This is a genomic window from Bradyrhizobium sp. Kon37 (assembly GCF_055807535.1).
In genome coordinates this window covers 739,706-756,196 of the sequence record NZ_JBVVOY010000002.1, presented here as the reverse complement: position 1 = coordinate 756,196, position 16,491 = coordinate 739,706, and the positions used below count along the sequence as shown (strand labels likewise).

Annotated in this window: 15 protein-coding genes; all 15 read right to left on the bottom strand. The window is 65.3% G+C overall.

Going from position 1 to position 16,491, the window contains the following annotated elements:
* From AC0L3J_RS07930 to AC0L3J_RS07860, 15 genes are read right to left on the bottom strand one after another with little or no spacing between them, the layout of a single operon-like run.
* A complete protein-coding gene (locus AC0L3J_RS07930; RefSeq protein WP_473346735.1) occupies window positions 1–849 on the bottom strand; it encodes an MBL fold metallo-hydrolase in 849 nt (282 codons plus the stop codon).
* A 42-nt stretch (window positions 850–891) separates the two neighbouring features.
* Complete coding sequence (locus AC0L3J_RS07925) at window positions 892–1,776, bottom strand: amidohydrolase family protein (protein ID WP_473346734.1); 885 nt, start codon at window positions 1,774–1,776, stop codon at window positions 892–894.
* Window positions 1,773–2,894 carry a vWA domain-containing protein gene (locus AC0L3J_RS07920; protein WP_473346733.1) on the bottom strand — a complete coding sequence of 374 codons (1,122 nt, stop codon included), beginning with the start codon at window positions 2,892–2,894 and terminating at the stop codon, window positions 1,773–1,775. The genes AC0L3J_RS07925 and AC0L3J_RS07920 overlap by 4 nt, the downstream gene beginning before the upstream one ends.
* Complete coding sequence (locus AC0L3J_RS07915) at window positions 2,891–3,772, bottom strand: AAA family ATPase (RefSeq protein ID WP_027569309.1); 882 nt, start codon at window positions 3,770–3,772, stop codon at window positions 2,891–2,893. The genes AC0L3J_RS07920 and AC0L3J_RS07915 overlap by 4 nt, the downstream gene beginning before the upstream one ends.
* 7 nt (window positions 3,773–3,779) lie before the next feature.
* Entirely contained in the window at window positions 3,780–4,802 is a 1,023-nt protein-coding gene (locus AC0L3J_RS07910) for a xanthine dehydrogenase family protein molybdopterin-binding subunit (RefSeq protein ID WP_007593027.1), read from the bottom strand.
* A 1-nt stretch (window position 4,803) separates the two neighbouring features.
* A complete protein-coding gene (locus AC0L3J_RS07905; protein WP_473346732.1) occupies window positions 4,804–6,399 on the bottom strand; it encodes a xanthine dehydrogenase family protein molybdopterin-binding subunit in 1,596 nt (531 codons plus the stop codon).
* An 11-nt stretch (window positions 6,400–6,410) separates the two neighbouring features.
* On the bottom strand, window positions 6,411–6,887 hold the full coding sequence (locus AC0L3J_RS07900; protein ID WP_473346731.1) for a (2Fe-2S)-binding protein: 477 nt from the start codon (window positions 6,885–6,887) through the stop codon (window positions 6,411–6,413).
* A 5-nt stretch (window positions 6,888–6,892) separates the two neighbouring features.
* On the bottom strand, window positions 6,893–7,711 hold the full coding sequence (locus AC0L3J_RS07895; protein WP_473346730.1) for an FAD binding domain-containing protein: 819 nt from the start codon (window positions 7,709–7,711) through the stop codon (window positions 6,893–6,895).
* Window positions 7,708–8,157, bottom strand: coding sequence for an SRPBCC family protein (locus AC0L3J_RS07890; RefSeq protein WP_456764956.1), 450 nt, complete (start codon window positions 8,155–8,157; stop codon window positions 7,708–7,710). The genes AC0L3J_RS07895 and AC0L3J_RS07890 overlap by 4 nt, the downstream gene beginning before the upstream one ends.
* 5 nt (window positions 8,158–8,162) lie before the next feature.
* Window positions 8,163–8,600, bottom strand: a complete 438-nt coding sequence (locus AC0L3J_RS07885) for an SRPBCC family protein (RefSeq protein ID WP_007593021.1) — start codon at window positions 8,598–8,600, stop codon at window positions 8,163–8,165.
* 9 nt (window positions 8,601–8,609) lie between these two features.
* Window positions 8,610–11,513 (bottom strand): flotillin family protein, encoded by a 2,904-nt coding sequence (locus AC0L3J_RS07880; protein WP_473346729.1) that lies wholly within the window; start codon window positions 11,511–11,513, stop codon window positions 8,610–8,612.
* 25 nt (window positions 11,514–11,538) lie between these two features.
* Window positions 11,539–12,372, bottom strand: coding sequence for a phosphoenolpyruvate hydrolase family protein (locus tag AC0L3J_RS07875; protein ID WP_027517172.1), 834 nt, complete (start codon window positions 12,370–12,372; stop codon window positions 11,539–11,541).
* A 3-nt stretch (window positions 12,373–12,375) separates the two neighbouring features.
* Window positions 12,376–14,589: an ABC transporter permease gene (locus AC0L3J_RS07870; RefSeq protein ID WP_456764953.1), complete on the bottom strand. Its 2,214-nt coding sequence runs from the start codon at window positions 14,587–14,589 to the stop codon at window positions 12,376–12,378.
* Window positions 14,582–15,364, bottom strand: a complete 783-nt coding sequence (locus AC0L3J_RS07865) for an ABC transporter ATP-binding protein (protein WP_007593014.1) — start codon at window positions 15,362–15,364, stop codon at window positions 14,582–14,584. The genes AC0L3J_RS07870 and AC0L3J_RS07865 overlap by 8 nt, the downstream gene beginning before the upstream one ends.
* Complete coding sequence (locus tag AC0L3J_RS07860; protein WP_456764952.1) at window positions 15,357–16,490, bottom strand: branched-chain amino acid ABC transporter permease; 1,134 nt, start codon at window positions 16,488–16,490, stop codon at window positions 15,357–15,359. The genes AC0L3J_RS07865 and AC0L3J_RS07860 overlap by 8 nt, the downstream gene beginning before the upstream one ends.
* Window position 16,491 lies beyond the last annotated feature (1 nt).

The following is a 16,491-nucleotide window of genomic DNA, read 5'->3' as shown; positions in this document are numbered from 1 at the left end:
CTAGGCCGGAAACCAGTTGCGCTGGGGCAGGGATTGCACGATCGGTCCAGGGACCTGGTCGTGCAGCCGGCCGACGACGTTGCCGCCTTCGATCTTGGCGGGACGGTCGTGGACCGGCAGCAGATAGCGCGAATTGCTGAGTAGTTTTTTGATGGCGGCCTTCTCGGCGCGCTTGGTGGTACCGTGGTTGCCGGTGGTGCGCGGCTCCCAGTCGTGGATCTCGTTGAAGGGCGTCACGATCTGATCGTTGAAATCATAGATCACGTCGCCGCAGATCGTGGCGATGCCGTCGGCGGTTTCGACGATAATGTTCATCGAGCCCTCGGTATGCGCATTCGCGGCGTCGCAGTAGACGCCTGGCATCAGCTCGATGGGACCTGTGATCTCGAGGTCGAGAAAGCGCAGCGCACTCTTGGTGTGCAAGCGGTCGATCAGGTGCTTGATATCCGGTGCCGGATATTGCGGATGCATCAGGCCGGACACGGAATACTCGAGCTCGCGGCGGTTGAGAACGACGGTCGTGTTCATCGGAAACAGATCGTCCTTGCCGGCATGGTCGATATGCAGATGGGTGTGGCAGACGAAACGCACATCGCCCATCCGCACGCCGTGCCGCGCAAGCTGGTTCTCGATCATGTGCTCGTGATACTGCAGGCCGCGCATCCCCAGCGTTTCCATGATCTGGTTGGAGCGATAACCCGTATCGACCACGACAGGATATTTGCCGCCGAGGATCAGGAAGCCGAGGGTGAGGACACGGCGGGTGCGGCCGCAATCGCGGCCCAGAACCAGAAAGCTCGATTCCAGCTCGATATCGCCATAGTCCAGGATCTTGATTTCCAGCGGCATTCCGTCCCTCCCTATGTCCGTTCTTGTTCGTTTCCTCGGCGCTCAGAGCCGATAGACGCGCATGGCAGTGGTTCTGAAAATGGCTTCGCGCTGATCATCGCGCAGCGACGCCGCGGCGGCACGGAATGCATCGATCAACTCGCGGTAGCTGGTCCACAATTTCTCGATCGGAAAATTCGAGCCGAACAGGCAGCGTCCGGCGCCGAAGATCGCAATCGTATCGGTCAGGACGGATGCGATATGCGCGGGATCGTTGCGGTGGATGAAGGTTCCGAGCCCCGACAGTTTCGACACGACGTTCGGGCAGGCTGCGAGGCGGGCCATCCCGGCGCGCCACGCGGCGCGGCCTGAGGGTGAAAGGTCCTCCGGCATGCCGGCGTGTTGGAGAATAAAGGTCACCTTGGGGCAGGCTTCCGCAAGGTGTGCGGCGTCCGGCATCTGCGGCGTGAACACCTGAAGGTCAAAGCTCCAGCCATAGTCCGCAAGGCGGGCGATATTGCGCTGGATCACGGGATCGGTGCAGAGGTCCGGCCGCGCGGCAAAGCGATAAAGCGGGTTCTCGTGCCAATGCAGTTGCATGCGAACACCGCGTACCAGGGCATAGCGCTTCAGGCGGTCGAGCTGTGGACGCACGTCGCCCACTGAAAAGTCGGCGTAAGCCACGATGGCATGCGGCCAGCCGTGCGCCTCGGCGGTCTGCTGCACCCAAGCCGCCTCGTCCTCGAAGCGGTCATTGGCCCAGTTGGTCTGGACATAGACCGAGCGGGTGATGCCGCTGCCGTCGAGGTCGCGGAGATACTCCTCGATCGGGTAATCACGCCGGATCGGCTCGTATGGACCGAAGATGCGCGGCTGCATCGGACCCACCAGCCAGGGCAGGTCGGCCTGACGCCAGATATGATGGTGCCCATCGACGATGTCCGTCACGCAACTCTCCTTTGTCCCAGCGCCAGCACATGCGCGACGATCGAGGCGCTCGATCCGCCATCGACGAGGTCGTCGACGAAGCGCTCGATCGCGACCAGCGCTTCGGTCTGCGGGCGAAAGCCGGGACCAGACGCGAGCGGCGTCAGCCAGCTCACGCGCCACGCGCGGCGCGATAGTTTCGCGACCGCATCGCGTAGCGCATCGGGTTCGCCCCGCTCCAGGCCGTCTGAGACGATGATCACCGCGGCGCCCCGCGCGTATCCTCCGAAGCGGGGCACGGCGAGAAAGGCCTGAAGCGCGTCGCCGATTCGGGTGCCGCCGTCCCAGTCGCTAACCACATAGGCTGCGGCCTTGAGCGCCTGCTCTAGGCGTTTGAGATGCAACGGGCGGGTGATGCGAGTCAGCCGCGTGCCGAAGGTGAAGACCTCGACGTTGGGCGCCGCCTGCACCAGCGTGTGCGCGAACTTCATATTCTCTTCGGTCCGGGTCTTCATCGATCCGGAGACGTCAATCAGGAGCAACACCTTGCGTGGGCGCTGCCGCCGCTTCAAACGCCCCAGCCGGAGGATTTCGCCGTCGCTGCGAACGGAGTCGCGTAAGGTGCGGCGCAAATCCGCGTAGGGCCCGCTGCGAGCCCGCATGCGGCGATGGCCGTGCCGCTTCGGCAGGCGCCTGAGCGCCTCGCGGGCAAGCCGGCGCAGCGCATCGGTCGTCGAGAGCTGCGCAAAGCGGCGCTCGACCAGGGCTTCGGCGCGTGCAGCTGCGAGACCTGACTCGTTGGCCTCGTCCGACAACAGTGGCTCGTCGTTGCCACGGGCCTCTTCCTGCAGACGAACTGTCTCGTCGTCCTCACCGTCGTCGACGCGCTCGATGGCCTCGTTTCCGCGAAAGTGCAGATCGAACAGCCGGTCGAACGTTGCGCGACGCTCCGGTGGAGGGGCCAGTGTTGCGAGGGCTGCCTGCCGAATGTCCTCCAGGCTGTGGGGGCCGAGCAACTGGATCGCGGCCAGGAACGAGGTCGTCTGTTCCGGTGCGACGGCAAACCTGTTCGTTCGCAACAACCCGACGAAGGTGACGAAGACGCGCGCAGCGCGCGGCAGTTCGGGTTCGGCGCTCATGCAGAGGCCTCCGCCAGCAGGGCGTCCAGGCGCGGCGAAATGAAGTGCAGATCCTCCTCGTCTTTCAGGGCAACGCCGATCGAGCGCCTGAAGGCATCGGGCCATCGCGCACCGCCCTTGTGCAGCAGCGTGGCGGCCTCAGCCCAGTCGACCGCCTCGGCGATCCCGGGCGCCTTGCTGAGCGGCTCGCGTCGCAGCTTCTCGACGGCCGCGACGACGGCGCGCGCGGTCCCCTCGGCGACGCTGGAGGCCCGCATCATCACGATGCGCGCTTCGCGCTCCGCCGAGGGATAGTCGATCCAGTGATAGACGCACCGCCTCCGCAACGCTTCATGAAGATCCCGGGTGCGGTTTGAGGTCAGGACGACAACCGGGCGCTCCGAGGCGCGCACCGTGCCGCGCTCCGGGATCGAGATCTGAAAGTCGGATAGGAACTCGAGCAGGAAGGCCTCGAACTCCTGGTCGGCGCGATCGATTTCGTCGATCAGCAGCACAGTCGAGTCAGGCGCACGCAGTGTCGCCAGCATCGGTCGCTCGATCAGAAACGTTTCGCCGTAGATGTCGATGCTCTCATCGCCGGCCTGGCGGATGGCGAGCATCTGGCGCGGATAGTTCCATTCGTAGAGTGCGGCGGACGCGTCGATGCCTTCGTAGCATTGCAGGCGGATCAGGCGGCGGCCGAGGACGGCGGCAATGGCTTTGGCGGCCTCGGTCTTGCCGACGCCCGGCGCGCCCTCGAGCAGCAATGGCTTGCCCAGCGCCAGCCCGAGATAGGCGGCGGTCGCCAGCCCCTCGTCGGCGAGGTAATAGGCGGCCCGAAGCGCCTTCTCCAGTGCCTCGGGGCTGTCGATGCCGACGATGTTGCTGCGGACGGCCATCGCGACCTCAGCGCCGCGCCTGAGGGCGCGCACCGCCCTCGGCCTTGATCGCGCGCAGCACCTTCTCCGGTGTAATCGGCAGATCGTCGATACGGACGCCGACAGCGTTGAAGATGGCGTTCGCAACGGCCGGCAATACCGGATTCGCACACATTTCGCCGGGGCCCTTGGCGCCGAAGGGACCATCGGGAGCGGGGCGTTCCAACACTGCGATGTCGTGCGGGCAGATGTCGCCAGGACCTGGCATCACATATTCGACGAAGTCGCGAGGGCCGTGGACAGGATCGGGATAATAAGGCTCAGGCGTCTCGTAGAGCGCGTGACTGACGCCCATCCAGGCGCCGCCGACGAGCTGTTGCTCGACCAGGCGCGGGTTGAGCGCACGGCCGAGCTCATAGGCGGAGTCCATGCGGATCATCGTGACCTCGCCGGTCTCGTCGTCGACCTCCACCTCGGCGACAAGACAGGCATGAGCGTAGCAGGTCGCCGGCGACATCTCGCCGGTTTCGGGATCGACATTGGACAGAGGAACCAGGAAGATGCCACGGCCAGAGATGGTCTTGCCCTGTTTGAACTGCGCCGCGATGGCGACGTCCTTGGTGGAGATCGAGCGGTGCGGGGCGCCTTTGACGTGGATGTTGCCACGCCCGTCGGTTTCGAGATCGGCGGCGTTGACCTCGAGTTCCTCTGCGGCGGCCTCCATCATCACGCCGCGCGCCTCCCGCGCCGCCGCCATCACGGCATTGCCGACGCGATGGGTGCCGCGCGAGGCGAACGAACCCATGCAATGCGGGCCGGTGTCGGAATCGGCGGTGTCGACGTAGACGTCCTCGACGGGTACGCCGAGCGTCTCTGCGCAGATCTGCCGCGTGACCGACTTCATGCCTTGGCCGAGATCGATCGAGGATAGCGCCACGGTGAACTTGCCGCTCGGATTGGAATGAACCAGAGCCTGGCTAGGATCGCCGCCGAGGTTCATGCCGATGGGATAATTGACCGACGCGATGCCGCGTCCGCGATGTCGGGTCATCTCAACGCCTCCTGGTGCCGAACACGGATGAGAATCGACCCGCCCCATGCGAGGGCGATGCTGGTCGCGGTGACGGCGGCGGGGAGGGCGCGGGCGGTGGGGGCTCGCGCGGCGGTTCGCGCGACGCGGCCGTCGGCAGGCGATCATAGCTCGTGCGCTGCTGCGCTGGAGCGGTCGTCCTCGCCGGGGTCTCGGCAGGTGTCCGCGGGATGGCGGCACGGCTGCCGCCGCCGTCCTTGCGGGAAGAGGCGCGCTTGAACTCGTCGCGGATCGGCCATTTGGCTTTCTCCGCGGCGACCTGGACGCACTCGATCAGCGCCGTGTTCTTGGCCTCGCGCCGATGCGCCTTCATGTCACCGTCACGATAGGCATTGAGGATGCGGAACTCCATCGGATCCATGCCGACGAGGTTCGCGAGCTTGTCCATCTGGCACTCGATCGCCAAATCCATTGCGGTGACGCCGAAGCCCCGCATCGCGGTTGCCGGCGTGCGGTTGGTGAAGACGCAGTAGACGTCGCCATAGACGTTCGGGATGGTGTAGGGCCCGGGCAGGTGGGCTGCGCATTTCACCGCGGCATAGCTCGAGAGCCGCGTATATGCGCCGCTGTCGAAATATGCGCGGATCTTCCTCGCGACGACCCGGCCGTCGCGCATCACGCCATCCTTGATATAGATGCGCTCGGCGCCCCGCGGCGGGCCGTATTGCATCTCTTCTTCGCGTCCGAACACGTAGCGCACGGGACGTCCCGTCAGCATCGCACCCAGGATGCATAAAGGTTCGGTCAGCGTGTCCACCTTGCCGCCAAAGCCGCCGCCGACGGTGCCGCCGATGAAATGGAAGGTGTTGGAGGGGACGTCGAGAATCTTGGCGCAGGTGTCGACGGAGAAGAACAACGCCTGCGTCGATGTATAGACGACGTACCGCCCGTTGGTGTCGGGCGCCGCGATCGACCCGTTGGTTTCGGTCGGCGCGTGCTCGATGGGCGACATCTGGTAGCGCTGTTCGAGCACGTGATCGGCGGTCGCGAGTGCGGCATCCGCATCGCCGAAGCGGAGTTTTTGGTGATCATATGTGTCGTGATAAATGAAGGCATTCTTCGGATAGGTATCGTTGACAACCGGCGCGCCGGCCTTCAGCGCATCTTCTACGTCGAACACGGTTGGCAACGGTTCATAGTCGATCCGCACCTTTGCGATCGCCTCGAACGCCTCGCGCTCGCTGTCGGCGACGATGGCCAGGATCGGCTCCCCCTTGTAGCGGACCTTGTCGACGGCCAGCGACGGCTCGTCGTCCTTGCCGAAATTGATCAGGCTCAAGAGCGTATTGAGATTGCGGGGTACGTCGGAGCCGCGGATGATCCGGCGCACGCCGGATGAGCGCTCGGCGTCAGCGGTGTCGATCCGCCGGATCCTTGCATGCGAATGGGTCGAGCGGACGACTTTCAGGTGCAGCATGCCCTGGAGTTTGTGGTCGTTGAAATAGCTCGATGTGCCCGTGACATGGCCGAGCATGTCCTGGCGCTGGGTGCCCTTGCCGATCTCGTTGAGATTATCGTCGCGCTCGTCGGCGAAGATGTCCTTGCGTAGTTCCAGCATGATCTGGTCCTTCAGGCGCTCACCCGGCCGCCGGAGGCGGCGAGGATAGCGTTGATGATCGGCTCGTATCCGGTGCACCGGCAGATGTTGCCGGAGATCGCCTCGACGATCTCGGCGCGACTCGGAGAGGGATTGCGGTCGAGCAATGCCTTGGCAGCCATCAGCATGCCGGGCGTGCAATAGCCGCACTGGGCGGCAAAATTCTCGGCGAAAGCGCGTTGCAGCGGGTGCAGGTTCGGTCCCTGCTTCAGGCTATCCAGCGTCTCGACGGAGCGGCCGGCGGCGGTCTCGGCCAGCGTCAGACAGGAGAGATGGAGCTCGCCGTCGATCAGGACGCTGCACGTGCCGCAGCCGCCCTGGCCGCAGCCGAACTTCGGCGTCATGTCACCGATCAATTCGCGAAGCGCGACGAGCAGGTTGGTGCCGCCATCGACGAAAATGGCAACATCGCTGCCGTTGTGACGAAATTGCAGGGCAGTCTTGGCCATACGATCTATTCCTGACCCAAAAGAAGACGACGCAGATGGACGCCGACGATCTCGCGGCGGTACCAGGCGCTGCCGAGCGCGTTGTCGGACGGCGATGTTCCCTCCGCAGCTGCGGAGGCTGCGGCCGCAACGGTCGCGGCATCGAGCGCGCGGCCTTCGAGAGCGCGTTCGGCCGCCCGCGCACGTATTTGCGTTGGCGCCATCGATCCCAACGCGATTCGTGCTCCGGCGATCCGTCCGCCGCTGATGGGCAGATGTGCGGCGAGCGTGATGACGGAGCCGCCCTTGGGCTTGATCCGTGCGATCTTGCGGTAGCGGAAAGCCTCCGGGCTTGTCGGTCGCGTGCAGGACACCGACAGCACGAGCGTGCCCGCCTGCCTTTCGCGCGACTGCAAAAACTCCTCAATTGCAATGTCGCGCGATCCAAAGCCGCCTTGCAGGGCCACGGTGGCATCGAGCGCAAGCAGGGCGACGGTGAAATCGCCATAGGGGTTGGGCGCGAACAGATTGCCGCCGACCGTACCCATGTTGCGCACCGCCGGGCCACCGATCGAGCGGGCAGGAGCGTGCAGGAAAGCGAGGTCGCGCTCGCCTAGAATCCGGGCGAAAGTGACGCCAGCACCCAAGGTGATCCGCGGACCGGCTGGGTCAATCCGGGTCAAGGCTTGGTCGTTGGCGCGCACGACGGTCGAGACCGAGATGTCGCCTTCGTTCAGTGCGCGCATCACCAGCGTGCCGCCGCCGAGATAGCGCGCGTTGCGATCGGACGACAGCGCGGCTGCGGCCTCGCTCGAACTCGTGAAGGTCTTCACCGTCACAGTCATGTTGACACAGCCTCCTTGAGGTGCCGGCGGATCGCGTCGAATCCTGCCTGGTAGATATCTTCCGCGACCATGTGGGTGATCCGGTCCTTGTCCTCCGGCCGTGTCGAGAAGCGGGATTCCCAGTGCCAGAAGGTGCGGTCGCCGTCCGTCACGGGCAGCAGGCGGACGTGGGCTACGTAGTTGAACATCGGGACCGGCGTATCGAGCAGGCAATAGCTGAAGGTCTGCTCCAGATCCGACAGCGTCAGCAATTGCTCGCGCAGCTCGGAGCCGTCCTGCAGCTTGAAGCGCCTGACACAGCCGATCTTGTCCGAAGCGTGCGCGCGCTCGATCGTGGAGGTCGCAACCGCAGGATGCCAGCGATCGTGCCCGTTGAAATCGCGCAGCACCGCCCACACGGAGCCGGTCGGCGAATCCAGGATCGTGCTCTTGACGATATGCGGCACGGCGCTCAGCCTCCGAACTGGCGCTTGAGGGCGTCGAAGCCGCCCTGGAACACGCCACCGCCGATATTCGCGACGAGCTCCGCCTCCCGCTCGGGTGCGCAGTCGAACTCGGCGGTCCATTCCATGAAGGTCTGGTCGCCATCCGTGACCGGCGTCAGCCGAAGCGTCGCGACGTAGTCCTCGACCCCCATCGGGGATTCGAGGATCGAGTAGGTGCAAAACATGTCGTAATCGGACAGGCCGAGCAGCTTTTCCCGGATACGATCGCCGTTGCGCAGGCGAAAATCCCTGACGCAGCCGATCTTGTCGGAGGGCTCGCCACCCTCGATGCGGCTTTCCGCAATCGCGGGATGCCAGTTCGGCAGACCGTTGAAGTCGCGTACCCGCGCCCAGACGCGATCGTTGCGTGCGTTGACGACGGTTGAGACGTAGACCCGGGCCATGGTGCCACCTCAGCTCTTCTTCCGGGGGCTGCGCTCGGGGGGCGGCTCGCCGTCGGGCGGGGGCGCAGCAGCTGGCTTCTCGCCACCGCCACCGCCGCCGCTCTTGCGCGCGGAGTCCTTGATGCCCTGCATGTCGCGAGCTTCCCGGATCAGGCCTGGCATCTTGGCGAGGCTGCCGCCTTCGACGCCGATGTCCGCCAGAAGCGAGTCGATCAGCGGCGCCTGGACGCGGTAGCGCAGCGCCGAGTCGATCACCTCGTCGGTGGCGCTGCGGCCGCCATTGCCGCCATGGCCGTTGCCGTTGAGGCCATCGACCTGAAGGATGCGGATGCCCTCGATCTTCTCCATCGGCTTGACGCTCTCACGGACGATACCCTCGATGCGGTCGAGCAGCTTTCTGCGGAACAGCGAGTAGCGCGCCTGGTCGGTCAGCACGTTCTCGGCCTCGTTGAGCATACGCTGCGCCTCGGCCTCGACTGCAGCGCGGATTCGTTCGGCTTCCGCGGCAATTCGCGTCTCCTCAGCCTGTTTCTCGGCGATCAGGATCTCCACGGTCTTGCGGCGCTTCGCAATCTCACTCTCGCGCGCGGTAATGACGCGCTCGGTGGCTTCAGTGGCATGCACCCGCGCTTCCTCGGCCGAGGCCTTGGCCGCGGATTCGTCCAATGACTTGAGGTGGATGGCAATCGCCTTTTCCATCAAGACGGTCTCGACCTCCTTCTCGCGATTGATTTCGAGCTTGCGCAGCTCGCGCTCGCGGCCGATGCGGGCCTCGTCGAGGCCGCGATCGGAGGCAATGCGGGAGCGCTCGACCTCTTCGCGCGCGGCAATCTCGGCTTCCTGGAGCGACTGGACGCGAGCGACTTCGAGCTGTTCGATCGAACGGCGACGTTCGATCCGCGCCGCCTCCAGCGCATGCTCGCGCGAGACGTCGGTGGTCTCGACCTCCTTGCGCGCGACAATCTCGGCCTGCCTGACCTGGCGGTCGGCGTCGATGCGCTCGGATTTCTTGGTCGAGAGCGCAATGACGCGGTCCTCGTCCGCGATCTCGATCGCCTTCTTGTGCTCGATGTTGAGGACTTCGCGCTTCCTGGAGGAGGTGATGCGCTCGGCTTCGAGCGCGAGATCGACGCCAATGCGCTGGCGCTCGATGGTGTCGCGACGCTTCAGCTCGGCGGCCTCGAGCACGGCTGTACGCTCGATCTCGAGCGCGCGCGTGTCGCGCTCGGCTTGGATACGCTCGGCTGCAACGGACTTCTCCTGCGCGATCCGGGCGGCTTCGATGGCCTCGCGTGAGGCAATGTCGGCTTCCTCGACGGCGCGGTTGCGGGCGATCTCCAGGGAGCGCACGCGTTCTTGCTGGGTGATGCGAGCAGCTTCCGTGGCTTCGCGCGCGGTGACCTCTGCGACTTCCAGCGTCTGGTTGCGTTCGATCTCCAACTGCCGCGTATTCTGCTCGACTGCGATGCGCTCGACGGCGAGCCTGTGCTCGCGGGCGATGCGCGCCGCCTCGACCGCGCGCTGCGCCTCGATCTCGGCTTCCTGGATGTTACGCACCTGCTGGATCTCCAGCGCACGGGTGCGCTCATCGGACGCGATGCGCTCGACATTGACAATCATAGTCTGGGCGATGCGGGCCTTTTCGGTCGTCTCGCGGGCAGCAATCTCGGCTTCGTCCACGGCGCGGGTCCGGTCGATCTCGCGGCGCCGGGTCTCCTCTTCGTTGGCGATGCGGGCGTCGGTCACGACGCGGTCCTGTTGGATACGCGCTTTCTCGATCGCCTCGCGGGCGGTGATCTCGGCTTCCTCGACGGTCTGCATCCGCTCGATTTCGCGCTGGCGCACCTCGCGCTCGGAAGCGATGCGGCTGGTATCGATCGAGCGCTGGTTGGCGATCCGGGCCTTCTCGATTTCCTCCCGTGCGAGCAGCTCCTTCTCTTCGATGGTGCGGGTGCGCTCGATCTCCCGCTGGCGGGTCTCACGCTCCGAGGCGATGCGGGCTTCGGCGATCGCCTGGTCGTTGGCGATTCGCGCCTTCTCGATGGTTTCACGGGCGGAAATCTGGGCCTGCTCGGCTTCAGTCTCGCGCAGGGCCCGCTCGCGCGCGACCTCGGTGCGTTGCAGGGCGCGGCGCATTTCGATGTCACGCTCCTGTTCGAGGCGCGCCGTTTCGCTTTCGCGCTCGATTTCGAGCGCCTGCCGCTCGGCCTCCAGGTTGCGGGAGCGGATCTTGATCATCGAATCCTGCTCGATGTCGTTGCGCAGTTTGCGCTTGGCCTCGATGTCCTCCATCAGGCGGGTCAGACCTTCGGCGTCGAAGCGGTTCGAGGGGTTGAAGAATTCGAGATCGGTCTGGTCGAGATCGGTGATCGCGACTGACTCCAGCTCGAGTCCGTTCTGGGCAAGTGCCTCTGCCGCGTTCGCCTTGAGGCGGGCGACGTACTCGCCGCGCTGCTCGTGCATCTGCTCGAGGGTCATCTCCGAGGCAACGGACCGAATGGCCGAGATGAATTTGCCGGCGAGGAGGGCGTGGAGCTGTTCGGGCTCCATGGTACGGCGGCCGAGCGTGGCGGCCGCGATAGACACGGCTTCCCGGGTCGCCTGCACTCGGACATAGAAATCGGCTTCGATGTCGACGCGCATGCGGTCACGGGTGATCACGGCGTCCTGGCGGGAGCGCACGATGCCCATCGGCTGCACGTTCATGTTGACCGGCGTGTAGTCGTGGATGAACGGCAGCACGAAGGCGCCGCCGTTGATCACAACGCGCTCGCCGAGCAGGCCGGTCCGAACGAATGAGGTCTCCTTGGACGAGCGGTGATAGAGCCAGTTCACGATGTAGACGCCGACCACGATCACCACGATGGCGACGATCAGCCAAAGGATCAATTCACCGACCAGAGTCCCTGACATGTTTCTCTCCCTCGACCTTTCGGCGTTATCGCGCGCCGATCGCCTTGAATTTGCGAACCTGATCCGTCAGCGCCCGTTCGACCGGCAGCCGCTCCATCGAGGAGGCGCCGTAGAAGCCGTGGCAATTTCGTGTGTTCCTCATGATGAAATCGGCATCGTCCGGATCGGAGATCGGTCCGCCATGAGCGAGCACCAGAATGTCCGGATTGACGCCGAGCGCGGCGGAGGCCCAGGTGTCGATGTGCGCTGGGCAATCCGTCAGCTTGAGTGCGGTCTGCGCGCCGATGGTGCCCCCGGTCGTCAGGCCCAGATGACAGACGATGATATCCGCGCCCGCGATCGCCATCGCGGCCGCTTCCTTCTCGCTAAAGACGTAGGGCGTCGTCAGCAGGTCCTTCTCGCGCGCCTTTGCGATCATGTCGATCTCGAGCGCATAAGACATGCCGGTCTCTTCGAGATTGGCGCGGAACACGCCGTCGATAAGGCCGACGGTCGGAAAGTTCTGCACACCGGCGAAGCCGAGCGCTTTCAATTGGTCCAGGAAAAGATCCATGTCGCGGAACGGATCCGTGCCATTGACGCCGGCGAGCACTGGCGTCCTGGTCACGACGGGCAGCACTTCGCCGGCCATCTCCAGCACGATGGCGTTGGCGTCGCCGTAAGCCATCAATCCCGCGAGCGAGCCTCGGCCGGCCATGCGGTAGCGGCCGGAATTGTAGATGACGATGAGATCGACACCGCCAGCCTCCTCGCATTTGGCCGAAAGGCCGGTGCCGGCGCCGCCGCCGACGATGGGCTCGCCGCGCCTTGCCATGTCGCGGAAGCGCTTCAACAGTGCCGCGCGTTCAAACCGGGCCATCGGTCACCTCGCTAGTCTCCGGCGCGCCCCGGTGCGGCCGAACAATGTTCGGAACGCGCTGACAATGGTGGAGGCGAACTCGGGATCATTGATGTTCTTGGGAACGCGGATGAGCTGACGGTTGGCGGTCTGCCGCACGTTCCGTTCCAGCGTTCGGAACAGCGCCGCATCGGCGTCCGGATCCCAGAATGGCTGTCCTCGTGCGTCGAGCGCGGAGACGCCGCCCTCGGGCAGGAAGAAGCGCACCGGGCCATCCATCCGGTTGAGCCGATCGGAGATCCAGTGCCCCATGCGCTCGTTCTCCTCCGCCGTGGTCCGCATCAAGGTAACCTGCGGGTTGTGGACGTGGAATTTCCTGCCGCGGTAGCGCTCCGGGATGGTCTCGGGCGCGCCGAAATTCACCATGTCCAGCGCGCCCGCCGAGCTGACATAGGGCACCCGGCTGCGGATGATGGCGCCAAAGCGGTCGTCGGTGGCCGGGAACACGCCGCCCATCAGGAGGTCTCCGACCTCCGTGGTCGTGAGGTCGATGACGCCTGCGAGCTGCCCGGAATCGACGAGTGCCTCCATTGAGCGCCCGCCGACGCCGGTGGCGTGGAAAACCAGGCACTCGAAATCCTCGCGCAAGTCCGCCGCGATCTTCTGCACCGCCGGCGTGGTGACACCGAACATGGTGATGCCGACCGACGGCAATCCGCTGTCGTCGCGACCCTTCCGTGCATGCTGATCTAGGCGCGCCTTGACCATGCCGGCGAGCGCGTTGGCGCCGTTGGCCAGCACGGCGCGCGAGATCGAGTTGAGGCCCTGAACGTCGGTGACCGAATGCATCATGGTGATGTCCGCGGGGCCGACATAGGGCCCGACGTCGCCAGAGGCGACGGACGAGACGATGAGCTTCGGCACCCCGACAGGAAGCATCCGCATACCGGGCGCGACCAGCGACGCTGCGCCCGAGCCGCCGGCCGAAATCACACCGGCAACATTGCTCTGGCGCCGCAGCCAGCTGGCGAAGGCCTCGGCCATCGCAGTGACGGCGGCGCCGCGGTCGGGTCCGAATACCGCCGATCCGCCGCGACCATGGTTCAAGGCGATCTCCTGGGCGGAGACGTCGCTGGCCGCGTGCCTGCCGCTGGTGGAGACATCGACCAATCGGGTTCGCAGGCCGGTCCCGGCGATGATGTCGCGGATGAAGCGGAGCTCGGCGCCCTTGGTGTCGAGCGTACCGACGACGAGCACGACCGGAGAGCCCTGCGTTTGCGCCGCGACCGGTTCGCGCCGGCGTCGTGCCGTCTCGTCGAGACGCATCACCTGTGTCGAGAACGTGCGGGCCGCGGCCTCGATGCGGGCGATCGGCACCGGTTGCGACCAGCGTGTCGGCGGCGTCGGGTTGGACATGTAGATGCGGATCGCGCCGCCTGGCCGCGTCTGCTGCGGAGAAGGCTTCGCCTCCGTATCCGCCGGCGGCACGTCGAGGTCGAGCTCGAGTCCGGCGTGCATTCCGACACCGAGCAGGCGCTGCTGCAGTTCGCGATCGGCGGCAAGCCGCACCGAATCGATGATGCGGTTGACGCGGCCGTTGACCATGATCGCGACGTTACGCGACACGGCCGTTGCGACGCCGATATTCTGCTCGATCACGAGCACGGACATCTCGCCGTCCTCGCCAAGCCGTAGCAGCATCTCCTCGACCTGGGCCACAATGACCGGCGCGAGCCCCTCGGTGGGCTCGTCCATGATCAGGAGCCGCGGGTTGGTGAGCAACGCGCGGGAGATCGCAAGCATCTGTTGCTCGCCGCCGGAGAGCTGGCCGCCGCCGTGATCCTTGCGCTCGGCCAACCGCGGAAACGTCTTGTAGATGCGCTCGACCGTCCAGGCGCCGCGGCGCAAGCCGGCGGCAAGCTGCAGATGCTCGTCGACGCTGAGCGATCGCCACAGCCGCCGTCCCTGCGGAACGTAGCCGACGCCGAGTCGGGCTATGTGGGCGGGCGGCTGCCGGGTGATCTCATCGCCGCGGATGCGGATCGAGCCGCCGCTGACCGGCACCAGCCCCATGATGGCCTTGCACAGCGTGGTCTTGCCCATGCCGTTGCGGCCGACGACCGAGAACACGCCGGCCTCAAGGGTCAGGTCCACGCCCTGCAGCGCATGCGAATGGCCATAATAGACGTCCAGGCCGCGGATTTCGAGCGCGGCGGCGGTACGACGGACCTCATTCATGGCCGCCTCCGAGGTAAAGCTCCTGCACTTCGGGATCGGACTCGATCTCCTGCGGACGACCTTCCTTGAAGATCCGCCCGTTGTGCATCATCGTGACGCTCTCGACGACGCGCAGGGCCACGTCCATGTCGTGCTCGATGATGATGTAACCGATATGCGCGGGCAGGGAGGTCAATATCTCGATCAGCTCGGCACGCTCGGTCGGCGACAGTCCCGCGGCGGGTTCATCGAACAGGACGAATCGCGGCGCGCCGGCAAGCGCAAGTGCAATCTCGAGCTGGCGCTGCTGGCCATGCGCGAGCTCGGCAACGCGCTGATCCTTCACGCCGGAGAGATGGACGGCCTGCACAAGATTTTCGGCCGCGTGCATCAACGCATCGTTCTGACCGGGGCGGAGAAACGAGAAGCGTCCCCGTGAGACGCCACGGCAGGCGAGGTAGACATTGTCCTGAACGGTGAGGCCTGGAAACAGCGCGGAAATCTGGTAAGTCCGACGCAGGCCACGGCGGATGCGCTCATAAGGCGGGAAGTGCGTGACGTCCTCGCCGAAGAAGCGGATGGTGCCGGAAGAGGGTGGGAAGTCGCCGGTGATGCAGTTGAACAGCGTGGTCTTGCCGGCGCCGTTGGAGCCAAGCACGGCGCGCCGTTCGCCGGGGCGGACGGTAATGGTGATGTCGGTGAGTGCCGCGAGCGCGCCGAACAGACGTGTCACCCCGCGCAGCTCCAGCGCCGCGCCGGCGCCCACGACAGAGAGGCGTTGCGCGACGCTATCCATGGCGAGATCCTTGGGTGGATCCTTGGCCAGAGTCTCGGCCAGGTTCTCGGCCATGTCGTTCACTTGAACTTGCCGCGCCGGAGCGTTGGCGGCGCCGCCAGCTCTGCCAGAGCCCGATGACGCCGTCCGAGGACCAGAACACGATCGCGAGGAAACCGAGGCCGATCAGGAGGCGAAAGCGGTTGCCGTCGAGCCCCAGCTTGACCAGGAAGTCGAGTGCGAAGGTGCGCAGCAGCACGAAGATCAGCGCGCCGATAAAGGGTCCGACGGGACGCGTGATGCCGCCGACGATCGCGATGATGAGGATATCGATGCACGCTCCAACGCTCACCGATCCCGGCGAAATCTGCCGGTAGTTCCAGACCTGGAGTACCCCAGCCAGCGCCGCGACGAAGGACGCGAAAGCGTAGGCCGCAACGCGATGCGCATTGACGTTGAAGCCGAGCGCTGCCATGCGGCGGGGATTGTCGCGTACGCCTTGTAGCGCGAGGCCGAACGGTGCGCGGGAGATGTAGTCCACGGCGAAGTAGCACAGCGCGGCTACCGCGAGGACGATATAATAGAAGGGAATGTCGGCACGCCAGTTGACGCCCCAGAAATGCGGCGTGGCAACGGTATTGATGCCGGTATGGCCGTTGAAAATCGCCCAGTTCTGGTTGGTGAAATAATAGAACGCCGCGCCGATCGCGAGCGTGATCATGATGGTGTAGATGCCCTCGGTACGCACCGCCAGCGCGCCGCCGAGCGTGCCGAAGATGGTCGCGAGCGCGAGCGCCATCGGCACCGCAAGCCACCACGGCCATCCCAGGCTGATATTGGCGTTGCCGCTGACGCCAAACACCGCGACCATATAGGCGGAGAAACCGGCGATGGTGAGCTGCATCAGGCTGACCATGCCGCCATAGCCGGCAAGAAACATCAGACTCAGCGCCATGGTTCCGAGGATCAGCGTGGTCGCAAAGATCTCGATCAGGAAGAAGCCGTTGGCGATCAGGGGCATGATCAGGAGAATGGCCGCGACGGTCCAGGCCGCCGGATTGTCGATCTCCGGCCATCCGCGCAATCTGGAGCGTTGCACAGCAGTGGTGGGACGAACCGGGACGCGGACGTCGTGAGCGAGGGACATG